Source organism: Ferrovibrio sp., assembly GCF_046297895.1.
Classification (GTDB): Bacteria; Pseudomonadota; Alphaproteobacteria; order Ferrovibrionales; family Ferrovibrionaceae; genus Ferrovibrio.
Map to the genome: position 1 here is coordinate 344,224 of NZ_JBKBHC010000006.1, position 10,803 is coordinate 355,026.

13 protein-coding genes are annotated in these 10,803 nt (G+C 60.2%); 11 read left to right on the top strand and 2 right to left on the bottom strand.

All coding sequences use genetic code 11. The features are described 5' to 3' along the window. From lpxD to gloA, 6 genes are read left to right on the top strand one after another with little or no spacing between them, the layout of a single operon-like run. On the top strand, nt 1-1,032 hold the full coding sequence (lpxD, locus tag ACK4FK_RS12845; RefSeq protein WP_409745357.1) for a UDP-3-O-(3-hydroxymyristoyl)glucosamine N-acyltransferase: 1,032 nt from the start codon (nt 1-3) through the stop codon (nt 1,030-1,032). After that, nucleotides 1,025-1,495, top strand: a complete 471-nt coding sequence (gene fabZ / locus ACK4FK_RS12850) for a 3-hydroxyacyl-ACP dehydratase FabZ (protein WP_409745358.1) — start codon at nt 1,025-1,027, stop codon at nt 1,493-1,495. The genes lpxD and fabZ overlap by 8 nt, the downstream gene beginning before the upstream one ends. 6 nt (nt 1,496-1,501) lie before the next feature. Continuing rightward, nucleotides 1,502-2,308 (top strand): acyl-ACP--UDP-N-acetylglucosamine O-acyltransferase, encoded by an 807-nt coding sequence (gene lpxA, locus ACK4FK_RS12855; protein WP_409745359.1) that lies wholly within the window; start codon nt 1,502-1,504, stop codon nt 2,306-2,308. Further along, nucleotides 2,289-3,119, top strand: a complete 831-nt coding sequence (locus ACK4FK_RS12860) for an LpxI family protein (protein ID WP_409745372.1) — start codon at nt 2,289-2,291, stop codon at nt 3,117-3,119. Before lpxA ends, ACK4FK_RS12860 begins: the two co-directional genes overlap by 20 nt. Next, nucleotides 3,049-4,317, top strand: coding sequence for a lipid-A-disaccharide synthase (gene lpxB / locus ACK4FK_RS12865; protein WP_409745360.1), 1,269 nt, complete (start codon nt 3,049-3,051; stop codon nt 4,315-4,317). The genes ACK4FK_RS12860 and lpxB overlap by 71 nt, the downstream gene beginning before the upstream one ends. Before the next feature lie 58 nt (nt 4,318-4,375). After that, nucleotides 4,376-4,816, top strand: a complete 441-nt coding sequence (gene gloA / locus ACK4FK_RS12870) for a lactoylglutathione lyase (protein WP_409745361.1) — start codon at nt 4,376-4,378, stop codon at nt 4,814-4,816. Between the two features lie 70 nt (nt 4,817-4,886). On the opposite strand, the gene ACK4FK_RS12875 is transcribed toward gloA, so the two are convergent. Together ACK4FK_RS12875 and gltA are read right to left on the bottom strand one after the other, a co-directional pair. Beyond that, nucleotides 4,887-5,096 carry a hypothetical protein gene (locus ACK4FK_RS12875; protein WP_409745362.1) on the bottom strand — a complete coding sequence of 70 codons (210 nt, stop codon included), beginning with the start codon at nt 5,094-5,096 and terminating at the stop codon, nt 4,887-4,889. A gap of 47 nt (nt 5,097-5,143) precedes the next feature. Continuing rightward, nucleotides 5,144-6,448, bottom strand: coding sequence for a citrate synthase (gene gltA / locus ACK4FK_RS12880; protein WP_409745363.1), 1,305 nt, complete (start codon nt 6,446-6,448; stop codon nt 5,144-5,146). 225 nt (nt 6,449-6,673) lie between these two features. Here gltA and ACK4FK_RS12885 point away from each other — a divergent pair, with 225 nt between their 5' ends. From ACK4FK_RS12885 to ACK4FK_RS12905, 5 genes are all read left to right on the top strand, one after another. Further along, nucleotides 6,674-7,258, top strand: a complete 585-nt coding sequence (locus ACK4FK_RS12885) for a malonic semialdehyde reductase (protein ID WP_409745364.1) — start codon at nt 6,674-6,676, stop codon at nt 7,256-7,258. A gap of 403 nt (nt 7,259-7,661) precedes the next feature. Continuing rightward, nucleotides 7,662-8,033: a 30S ribosomal protein S12 gene (gene rpsL / locus ACK4FK_RS12890; RefSeq protein ID WP_341896894.1), complete on the top strand. Its 372-nt coding sequence runs from the start codon at nt 7,662-7,664 to the stop codon at nt 8,031-8,033. A gap of 15 nt (nt 8,034-8,048) precedes the next feature. Next, nucleotides 8,049-8,519 carry a 30S ribosomal protein S7 gene (gene rpsG / locus ACK4FK_RS12895; protein ID WP_409745365.1) on the top strand — a complete coding sequence of 157 codons (471 nt, stop codon included), beginning with the start codon at nt 8,049-8,051 and terminating at the stop codon, nt 8,517-8,519. A 30-nt stretch (nt 8,520-8,549) separates the two neighbouring features. Then, nucleotides 8,550-10,628, top strand: coding sequence for an elongation factor G (gene fusA / locus ACK4FK_RS12900; RefSeq protein WP_409745366.1), 2,079 nt, complete (start codon nt 8,550-8,552; stop codon nt 10,626-10,628). 54 nt (nt 10,629-10,682) lie between these two features. Then, nucleotides 10,683-10,803, top strand: a 121-nt coding sequence (locus tag ACK4FK_RS12905; RefSeq protein ID WP_409744194.1) for a GTP-binding protein, incomplete at its 3' end; no start/stop codon positions are given.

A 10,803-nucleotide genomic window follows, 5' to 3' on the forward strand; every position in this document is an offset into this window, starting at 1 on the left:
ATGGCTGATCCGCGCTTCTTCGAGCGGGCCGGGCCTTTCACACTGGGCGATCTCGCCGCGCGCTGTGGCGCCAGGCTGGCGGATGCCGGGCAATCCGCGCGGCATGTCAGCGATGTTGCGCCGCTTGATCAGGCGGGGCCCGATCAACTGGCTTTTCTGGACAATCCGAAATACGCGGAGAGTTTCTCGGTGACCCGGGCAGGCGCCTGCATCCTGCATGAAAAACATGCCGGATTGGCGCCAGCCGGGATTGCGCTGCTTTTCTCGCCGAAGCCGTATCTCAGCTACGCACGGGCCGCACAGGCGTTTTATCCACGCCCTCGTCCGGCGGCCGGCCAGCATGCTGCCGCTATCGTGAGTCCTACGGCCAGGCTGGGTGAGGGTGTATCCGTCGCGGCTGGAGCTGTGATCGAAGATGGCGCAGAAATTGGGCGTGGCACCGTGATCGGTGCCGGCACCGTGATCGGCCGGAACGTGCTGATCGGGGCGGATTGCCTTATCGGGGCCAGCGTCACCCTCAGTCATTGCCTGATCGGCGACCGGGTTACACTGCATCCAGGGGTCAGGATAGGGCAGGACGGGTTTGGCTTTGCTCCCGACCCCTCAGGACATGTCAAAGTCCCGCAACTGGGTAGGGTGCTGGTCGGCGATGACTGCGAGATCGGCGCCAACAGTACGATAGACCGCGGCGCCGGACCGGATACAGTGATCGGCCCTGGCTGTTGGATTGATAATCTGGTCCAGATCGGGCACAACGTAACCCTCGGCCGGGGTTGTATCATTGTTGCGCAGGCTGGCGTGGCGGGTTCAACCCAACTCGGCGATTTCGTCGTTCTGGCGGCGCAAAGCGGCATTGCGGGACATCTCAAGATCGGCGCCGGCGCCAGAATTGGAGCGAAATCCGGCGTCATGACTGATATTCCCGCCGGGGACAGCTACTTCGGTATCCCGGCAACCAAGGTGAAGGAATATTTCCGTCAGGTGGCGGTATTGCGGCGCCTGGCGCAGAAGAAGGGTGGGCAAAATGAGTGAGAGCCAGGCGGGCGCCAGCATGGGAACCGTCGACATCCTGCGGATCATGGAAATGATTCCGCATCGTTACCCTATGCTGCTGATCGACCGCGTGATCGACATGCAAGTAGGCAAGAGTGCAGTCGGGATCAAAAATGTCACCATAAATGAACCGCAGTTCACCGGTCATTTTCCCAGCCAGCCAGTGATGCCGGGTGTAATGATTGTCGAGAGCATGGCACAGACAGCGGCTGTCCTGGTTGTTTACACGCTCGGAAAAGAGTCGGAGGGCAAGCTGGTTTATTTCATGACCATCGATGAAGCCCGGTTCCGCAGGCCAGTGACCCCCGGCGACCAGATGCATATTCACGTAAGTGCACTCAAGCAGCGCGGGCCGGTCTGGAAGTTCGAGGGCAAAGCCATGGTTGATGGCAAGCTGGCTGCCGAAGCCATCTTTTCGGCAATGATCCTCGACAAGAAGTAAGCGCCAATGGCCCAGATCCATAGCACGGCCGTGATCGAGAATGGCGCCAAGCTGGGCGTCGATGTCCGGATCGGACCATTTTGCCAAGTAGGCGCCAATGTGGAACTTGGCGATGGCGTGGAATTGCTGAGCCACGCTGTTGTTGCGGGCATCACCACTGTCGGCAGTGGAACAAAGATATTTCCCTTTGCCTCAATCGGTCATCCGCCACAGGATCTGAAATACAAAGGCGAGCCCTCGCGCCTGGTAATCGGCAAGAACAACATGATCCGCGAAGGCGTGACCATGAACCCCGGCACCGAAGGCGGTGGCATGCTCACCAAGGTTGGCGACAACTGCCTGTTCATGGCAGGCGCCCATGTGGCGCATGACTGCATTCTGGGTGACCACGTCATCATGGCGAATAACGCGACTCTGGCAGGTCATATCGAAGTGGGTGATTATGCCTTCGTCGGCGGTCTGGCTGCGGTGCATCAATTCTGCCGCATTGGCAAGCATGCCATGATCGGCGGCATGTCCGGTGTCGAACAGGATGTGATCCCGTTTGGCATGGTGATCGGCAACCGGGCGCATCTGTCTGGCCTCAATCTGGTTGGGCTCAAGCGTCGCGGATTTGATCGCGACGAGATCCATAAGCTTCGTTCTGCCTATCGCATGCTATTCGCGGATGAAGGCACGCTGGCCGAGCGCATGGAAGATGTTGCCCAGCTATTCCCTGGGATTGGCCTCGTGCAGGATGTTGTGGAATTTATCCGCAATGCCTCGGCCCGAGGCGTCTGCCAGCCGCTGCCGGATGGCCCCAAATCCGCTTAAATTGGGATTGATCGCCGGCGGCGGGCAGATTCCCATGCTGATCCGCGATGCCTGCAGGGCGGAAGAGCGCCCGCTTTTCGTTGCAGCTCTGAACGGATTCTGCGAGCCTGCCGCTGTGGCCGGTGTCGAGCATGGCTGGTTCGACCTGCCGCAGGTTGGATTGCTGTTGAAAGCACTCAAGGCTGCCGGCGTGCAGGAAGTTTGCCTCTGCGGGCATGTATCCAAGCCTGATTTCTCAAACCTGAAACCGGACTGGCGCGGCGCCATGCTGTTGCCGAAGCTGATCAAGGCTGCCCTGATCGGCGATGATGCCCTGCTGCGCGTAATAACCGAAACCTTTGAAGGCGAAGGCTTCCGGGTCGTTGGGGCCGATGCGCTGGTGCAGGATCTGTTGGTGCGTGAACAGGTATATTCGACGCGGCAGCCAACCGAACAGCAGGCGGCCGATATCAGAGTGGCCATGACGGCGGCGCGGAATCTGGGTATCGCTGACCGGGGACAGGCTGCAGTGGCAGCGCAGGGGGTAGTCGTCGGTCTGGAAGATGATGCCGGGACCGATGCGTTGTTGCGACGCATGGCATCTCGGCCGGAGGCGCGAGGAGGCGTTCTGGCCAAATGCGTCAAGCCGCAGCAGGATCGCCGCGTTGACCTGCCCACCATCGGCGCCGCGACCATCGAGAATGCCGCAGCTGCGGGTCTGACTGGCATCGCAGTCGAATCCGGCGCGGCCTTGATGGTGGATGCGGCTGCAACCGCTGCGCTTGCAGATCGCCTGGGTCTGTTTCTGGTTGGGTTGCGGCATGGGGGGTGATGGCCGATCGCTTCGTGTTGCATTGATTGCCGGCGAGCCATCCGGCGATGTGCTGGGGGCCGGCCTGATGCGCGCTCTATATGAACAAACCGGCGGCCGCGTGACTTTCACGGGGATCGGTGGCGAACAGATGGCGGAAGAAGGCCTGCAAAGCCTTTTCCCCATTTCTGAACTGGCCGTGATGGGCCTGGTCGAAGTTCTACCGCGAGCAAGGGCGCTGTTGCGGCGCATAGAGCAGACAGCGCAATTCCTTCTGAACGATCCTCCAGATGTCGTGGTGACTATCGACAGCCCAGGCTTCACGCGCCGCCTGGCACAGAAACTGATGGTGCGCAGTTTTCCCCTCGTTCATTACGTTGCGCCCACCGTTTGGGCTTGGCGACCGGGGCGGGCCCGGCGCTTGGCGCGACTGTACGATCATCTGCTGGCCGTTCTGCCTTTCGAGCCGCCGTATTTTGAGGTGGTTGGCCTGCCGACAACCTTTGTTGGCCACCCTGCCGTAGAGACCCTGCGGACCGCGCGAGAACGCGAAGCTGTGGCCGCTGCCCATGGCCGTGATTTCCGTCGCCGTCATGGCCTTGCGGCTGATGCCCGCCTGCTGGTGGTCATGCCGGGAAGTCGGCGTGGTGAAGTGGCGCGTTTGCTGCCGGTCTTCCGGGATGTTCTGTCGCGGTTGAAAGCTGAAGGGTTGCAATTTCAGGTACTCCTGCCGACGGTGGGAACCGTCGCCCCAATGGTGCGGGAGGCCGCGCTCAGTCTGCCTTACCCTGCCATTGTGCTGGATCGGGCCGACGAACGTTATGCCGCTATGTTGACTGCCGAAGTCGCGCTGGCAGCTTCTGGCACGGCGACGCTGGAACTGGGTCTCGCCGGCACGCCGACGGTACTGGCTTACAAGGTCAATCCGTTGACGGCGGCTATCGTGCGGCGGCTCATTCGTATCCCCTATGCGGGGCTGGTCAATATCCTGCAGAAGAAACTCGTGATGCCAGAATTCCTGCAGCAGGATTGCCGCGCTGAATTGATCGCGCCGGCGCTGAAGACACTGTTGAGCGATCCCGCAGCGCGCCAGCAACAGATTGAGTCCTGTGCCGCTGTGGCCAGCCAGTTGGGCGCGGATGATGTGCTGTCTCCCAGCCATCGTGCGGCCGGTGCCGTGCTCGCCGTTGCGGCACGGCGTCTGCATCCGCCAGCCTAGCCTCGACTTCCGCCAGCGGATCACCATATTGCCGTATGACATACCCCGGAGGATTTTCATGAGCCAGACTGCAACCGCTGAAAAGCCGGCTACCGCACCCCAGGCCACGCCGTTCCGAATGCTGCACACCATGCTGCGGGTGCTGGACCTGGAGAAGTCGCTGGATTTCTATGTGAACAAGATGGGCATGAGGCTGCTGCGCCGGCAGGATTATCCAGGCGGCGAGTTCACCCTGGCCTTTGTCGGATATGGAGACGAAAAGGATCAGGCAGTAATCGAACTGACCCATAACTGGGGGCAGAAAGAGCCCTATACCATAGGTAGCGGATACGGCCATATCGCCATCGGCGTTCCGGACATCTACGGCCTGTGCGAGAGGCTGCAATCAGCCGGTGTGAAGATTCCGCGCCCACCCGGCCCGATGAAGCATGGCGGCAGCGTGATCGCCTTCGTCGAGGACCCGGACGGTTATAAAGTCGAGCTGATTGAGAAGAAATAAGCGGGGCGGCACAGGAAAGCGAAAGGCCCGGCATTTGCCGGGCCTTTTTGCATATTGCGAAGAACGTTGTTCAGAAGCGGGTGGCGATCCAGGTCAAGCCAAGGGCCATCAGGCCGATCCAGACCCAGAATTGCGGCTTGCGCAACAGGGAACCTGGCGGCATCCGGTTGTCATTGGATGGCGCCGGCATGGTGAGATAACCCGGACGCAGCCAACCATAGCCGGTTGTCCGGTTATCCCCGGGTGGCTCACCGCCATGTTGTTCCGCTCGCTTGCCCATCGGCCCGCCTCCCGCCGGTGCCGCCAACAGCTCTTATAAAACGCGGATTATTTACGCTTGTCGAGTGGAATAAACGCGCGTTTCGGCGAACCGGTGTAAAGCTGACGGGGGCGGCCGATCTTCTGGGCCGGATCCTCGATCATCTCGTTCCACTGGGCGATCCAGCCGACCGTGCGCGCCAGCGCAAACAGGGCGGTGAACATGGCGGTGGGGAAGCCCATTGCCCGCAGAATGATGCCCGAATAGAAGTCCACGTTCGGATACAGCTTCTTGGAGACGAAATAGTCGTCTTCCAAGGCAATCCGCTCGAGTTCCATGGCCATCTTCAGAAGCGGCTCATCCTTCACGCCCAGTTCGTCCAGCACCTCATAGCAGGTCTGACGCATGACCTTGGCGCGCGGGTCGTAATTCTTATAGACGCGGTGGCCGAAGCCCATCAGGCGGAAGCCCGAATTCTTGTCCTTTGCTTTCTTGACTGCCTCGCCGACCTTGTCGATCGAGCCGATCTCTTCCAGCATCTTCAGAACGGCCTCGTTGGCGCCGCCATGGGCGGGCCCCCAGAGGCAGGCAATGCCGGCGGCGATGCAGGCGAACGGATTGGCACCCGACGAGCCGGCCAGACGCACGGTCGAGGTCGAAGCGTTCTGCTCGTGGTCGGCGTGCAGGATGAAAATGCGATCCATTGCGCGCGCCAGGACCGGACTGATCTTGTAGGGCTCGGCCGGCACGCCGAAGGTCATCTGCAGGAAATTCTCGGCATAACCCAGATCGTTGCGCGGATACATGAAGGGCTGGCCAACCGAGTATTTATAGGCCATGGCCGCAATGGTCGGCATCTTAGCGATGAGGCGATGCTGCGCGATCATGCGCTGATGCGGATCGTCGTAATCAGTCTGGTCGTGATAGAAAGCCGACAGGGCACCGACCACACCGCACATCACGGCCATCGGATGCGCATCGCGGCGAAAGCCGCGAAACAGGAAGTGGATCTGCTCATGCAGCATGGTGTGCATGGTGATCGACTTCTCAAAATCCATGCGCTGCTTCGCGTTCGGCAGTTCGCCATTCAGCAGCAGATAGCAGGTTTCCAGGAAGGTGGATTTCTCGGCCAGATCGGCGATGTCGTAGCCGCGATACAGCAGTACGCCCTCATCGCCATCGATGTAGGTGATCTTGCTTTCGGTGCTGGCGGTAGAGGTGAAGCCCGGATCGTAGGTGAAATAGCCTGATTCGGCGTAGAGCTTGCGGATGTCGATCACAGACGGGCCGACCGAGCCATCCATCATGGGAAGGGTGACGGTCTTTCCGGTATTGGGATCGTTGAGCGTAACGGGCTTGCTGCCGGCGGTCATTCGTTTACCCCCAGGGTTGGGTGACTGCGTATCTGGTTGTTGTGCAAATGATTATAGGGGGGGCGGAGCACCGGAGGAAAGAGTTCCGTCCGTCGCAAAATATCCGACCTTGGATGAATAATTTTCCAACCCGGCGCATTACGGCGGCGTAACCAAGGTTTTCAGGCGGGAAGGGGCATGTTAGCGGTGGAGCGACTCATCTTCGTTGCCATTTGAGGATTTATCATGCTGGACGCCGGCGCTCTCGACACCCTGTTCCGTCACGCGCGGACGCATAACTGCTGGCAGGACAGACCAGTCAGCGACGCGCAACTGCACCAGATATACGAGTTGATGAAAATGGGGCCGACCAGCGCCAACTCCTGTCCGGCCCGCATAGTCTTCGTGCGGTCCAGGCAGGCGAAAGAACGCCTCCGTCCTGCCCTGTCGGAGGGCAATCTGGAAAAGACCATGGCGGCCCCCGTGACGGCGATCATTGGTTACGACCTGAAATTTTATGACCGGCTGCCTGAACTGTTTCCACACAATCCGGAGGCCCGGAACTGGTTCGCCAATGATCCGAAAGGAGCCGAATTGGCGGCCTTCCGTAACGGAACCCTGCAAGGGGCGTATTTCATCCTGGCGGCACGGGCGGTAGGCCTAGATTGTGGTCCGATGTCCGGTTTTGACAATGCCAAGGTGGATGCGGAATTTTTCCGTGAAACTTATGTAAAATCTAACTTCCTGTGCAATCTCGGTTATGGCGATTCGAGCAAACTATTCCCGCGCAGCCCTCGTCTGAGTTTCGAGGGTGTATGTCGTGTTCTCTGATTGTACCCGTTCCCAAGGCTACCTCAGCAACCCGGTGCCGGCTCGAAATGGTGGCGAATCCCAGTCTTTTTCAGTGTTCCCAGATAGCCCGAAAAACTTCATCGGAATTGGTCAAATCGCGCTTGACCGGGTAGGGGGCGGTGAGTATTGTCCGCCCCGCGATTCGACTTGGTGGTAGGGGTTCAACCTAGACACAGGTCGATGAACGGCCAGGGTCTCCGTAGCGCTCACGTCGAGGCTAGGCTTACGCAAGAGACATAATGACCCCTCTCCGCGGTCGATGGATCGCAAGGATGGGTCGGGAGCGAAGTTTCAAGGCGGATTGCCGGGCCATATGGCCGTCGGTGGTTCGCCTTGGGTTGTTTTTGTGTGTTGAACCAAACTTGGCGGAGTTTCCACTCGTATGCCGACGATCAACCAGCTGATCCGCAAGCCGCGCTCGCCGAAGCCGGTCCGTGACAAGGTTCCTGCACTGCAGGAATGCCCGCAGCGCCGCGGCGTTTGCACGCGCGTCTACACCACGACGCCGAAGAAGCCCAACTCGGCGCTTCGTAAGGTCGCCCGCGTGCGCCTGACCAACGGCTTCGAAGTCACCAGCTACATTCCTGGTGAAGGCCATAACCTGCAGGAACACTCGGTGGTGATGATCCGCGGCGGCCGCGTCAAGGATTTGCCCGGCGTGCGTTATCACATCATCCGCGGCGTGCTCGACACGCAGGGCGTGAAGGACCGCAAGCAGCGCCGTTCGAAGTACGGCGCCAAGCGTCCGAAGTAATTCAGGAGAGACCCGATGTCGCGTCGCCACGCAGCTGAGAAGCGTGAAATCCTGCCGGATCCGAAGTTCGGCGATCTCACCCTCACCAAGTTCATGAACATGCTGATGTACGACGGCAAGAAGTCGGCCGCCGAAGCCATCATCTATGGTGCTCTTGATCGCATCAAGGCCAAGACCGGCAACGATCCGGTGAAGATGTTCCACGACGCGCTGAACAACGTGCGTCCCCAGATCGAAGTGCGTTCGCGCCGCGTTGGTGGTGCGACTTACCAGGTTCCGGTCGAGGTTCGTCATGACCGTGGCCAGGCCCTGGCGATCCGTTGGCTGATCTCAGCCGCCCGTTCGCGTGGCGAGAACACCATGATTGACCGCCTGTCGGGTGAACTGCTGGACGCCGCCAATGGCCGCGGCGGTTCGGTCAAGAAGCGCGAAGACACCCATCGTATGGCAGAGGCCAACAAGGCCTTCTCGCATTACCGCTGGTAAGAGCGGCTTAGAGAGTACCCGGAGATCGTCATGCCTCGCACGACCCCTTACGAGCGCTACCGCAACATCGGCATCATGGCCCACATCGATGCCGGCAAGACCACCACGACGGAGCGCATTCTTTATTACACTGGCCGTTCCCACAAGATCGGCGAAGTGCATGACGGCGCTGCCACAATGGACTGGATGGAGCAGGAGCAGGAGCGCGGCATCACGATCACGTCGGCTGCCACCACTTGCTTCTGGAACAACCATCGCATCAATATCATCGACACCCCTGGTCACGTCGACTTCACCATCGAGGTGGAGCGCTCGCTGCGCGTGCTCGACGGCGCGGTTTGCCTGTTTGACGGCGTTGCCGGCGTTGAACCGCAGTCGGAGACTGTGTGGCGTCAGGCTGACAAGTACGGCGTGCCGCGCATGTGCTTCGTCAATAAGCTCGACCGCATGGGCGCCAACTTCTTCCGTTGCGTCGACATGATTGTCGATCGCCTTGGCTCCAATCCTCTGGTGCTGACGCTGCCGATTGGTTCGGAAGCCGATTTCAAGGGCATTGTCGATCTGGTGCGCAATCGCGCGATCATCTGGAAGGACGAAAGTCTCGGCGCTGAATTCTTCTACGACGACATTCCTGCCGATCTGAAGGATCAGGCTGCTGAGTGGCGTCAGAAGATGATCGAGGCTGCCCTTGAGATGGATGACGCGGCCCTGGAAGCCTATCTCGAAGGCAACGAGCCGGATGAGAAGACGCTGACGGCCTGCATCCGCAAGGGCACCATTGCCGGCAAGTTCGTGCCGGTGCTCTGCGGCTCGGCCTTCAAGAACAAGGGTGTGCAGCCGCTGCTGGACGCCGTCATCGACTACCTGCCGTCGCCGGTCGACCTGGCTGCCGTGAAGGGCATGAAGCCCGGCACCGACGAGGAAATGACCCGCAAGACCTCGGACGAAGAGCCGTTCTCCGGCCTCGCGTTCAAGATCATGAACGACCCCTTCGTCGGCTCGCTCACCTTCGTGCGTATTTACTCTGGCGTTCTCGAGGCCGGTTCGGGCGTTCTGAACACCGTGAAGGAAAACCGCGAGCGTATCGGTCGCATGCTGCAGATGCATGCGAACAGCCGCGAGGAAATCAAGGAAGCCCGCGCCGGCGACATCGTAGCGCTAGCGGGTCTTAAGAACACCACCACCGGCGACACCCTGTGCGATCCGAATCATCCGATCGTGCTGGAGCGCATGGAATTCCCTGAACCCGTCATCGAGGTCGCGGTTGAGCCGAAGACCAAGAACGATCAGGAGAAGATGGCGATTGCCCTGAACCGTCTGGCCGCCGAGGATCCGTCCTTCCGCGTGTCGGTGGATCAGGAAAGCGGTCAGACCGTGATCAAGGGCATGGGCGAGCTCCATCTCGAAATCATCGTCGACCGCATGAAGCGCGAATTCAAGGTCGAAGCCAACGTGGGCGCCCCGCAGGTTGCCTATCGTGAAGCTCTCACCAAGGTCGCCGACATCGACTACACCCACAAGAAGCAGTCCGGCGGTTCGGGCCAGTTTGCCCGCGTCAAGATCAAGTTCGAGCCCCTGGAGGCCGGTGCTGGCGTTCAGTTCTCGAACGAGGTCGTGGGCGGCAACGTGCCGAAGGAATACGTGCCGGCCGTGGAAAAGGGCATCCGCCAGGTTGCCGCCTCGGGCGTGCTCGCCGGCTTCCCGGTCATCGACTTCAAGGCCACCCTCTATGATGGTGCCTACCACGACGTCGACTCCTCGGCACTTGCTTTCGAAATCGCCGCTCGCGCCGCGTTCCGAGAGGTCGCTCCCAAGGCCGGCGCCAAGCTGCTCGAGCCGATCATGAAGGTCGAGGTCGTGACGCCGGAAGACTTCGTTGGCGACGTGATGGGCGATCTTTCGTCCCGTCGTGGTCAGCTCACCGGCACCGAGCCGCGCGGCAACGCGCAGGTCATCAACGCCATGGTGCCGCTGGCCAACATGTTCGGCTACGTCAACAACCTGCGTTCGATGACCCAGGGTCGTGCGCAGTACACCATGACTTTCGATCACTACGCCCAGGTGCCGCAGAACGTGTCGGACGAAGTGCTGGCGAAACTCGCCGGCTGATCCGAAGACACCAGGCATCAAGCAGATACAGATCCGATATAGCGGAGAAGGCAAATGGCCAAGGCAAAGTTTGAGCGTACGAAACCGCATTGCAACATTGGTACGATTGGTCACGTTGACCACGGCAAGACGTCTTTGACGGCTGCGATCACGAAGGTGCTTGCCGAGACTGGCG

Bases quoted from the DNA above. Each gene is read 5' to 3' on its own strand.
- ACK4FK_RS12875 (WP_409745362.1), bottom strand. From the start codon at position 5,096: ATGGGCAAGCGAGCGGAACAACATGGCGGTGAGCCACCCGGGGATAAC.
- rpsG (WP_409745365.1), top strand. From the start codon at position 8,049: ATGTCGCGTCGCCACGCAGCTGAGAAGCGTGAAATCCTGCCGGATCCG.
- gltA (WP_409745363.1), bottom strand. From the start codon at position 6,448: ATGACCGCCGGCAGCAAGCCCGTTACGCTCAACGATCCCAATACCGGA.
- ACK4FK_RS12860 (WP_409745372.1), top strand. From the start codon at position 2,289: ATGGCCCCAAATCCGCTTAAATTGGGATTGATCGCCGGCGGCGGGCAG.
- fusA (WP_409745366.1), top strand. From the start codon at position 8,550: ATGCCTCGCACGACCCCTTACGAGCGCTACCGCAACATCGGCATCATG.
- rpsL (WP_341896894.1), top strand. From the start codon at position 7,662: ATGCCGACGATCAACCAGCTGATCCGCAAGCCGCGCTCGCCGAAGCCG.
- lpxB (WP_409745360.1), top strand. From the start codon at position 3,049: ATGCGGCTGCAACCGCTGCGCTTGCAGATCGCCTGGGTCTGTTTCTGG.
- lpxA (WP_409745359.1), top strand. From the start codon at position 1,502: ATGGCCCAGATCCATAGCACGGCCGTGATCGAGAATGGCGCCAAGCTG.
- gloA (WP_409745361.1), top strand. From the start codon at position 4,376: ATGAGCCAGACTGCAACCGCTGAAAAGCCGGCTACCGCACCCCAGGCC.
- lpxD (WP_409745357.1), top strand. From the start codon at position 1: ATGGCTGATCCGCGCTTCTTCGAGCGGGCCGGGCCTTTCACACTGGGC.
- ACK4FK_RS12885 (WP_409745364.1), top strand. From the start codon at position 6,674: ATGCTGGACGCCGGCGCTCTCGACACCCTGTTCCGTCACGCGCGGACG.
- fabZ (WP_409745358.1), top strand. From the start codon at position 1,025: ATGAGTGAGAGCCAGGCGGGCGCCAGCATGGGAACCGTCGACATCCTG.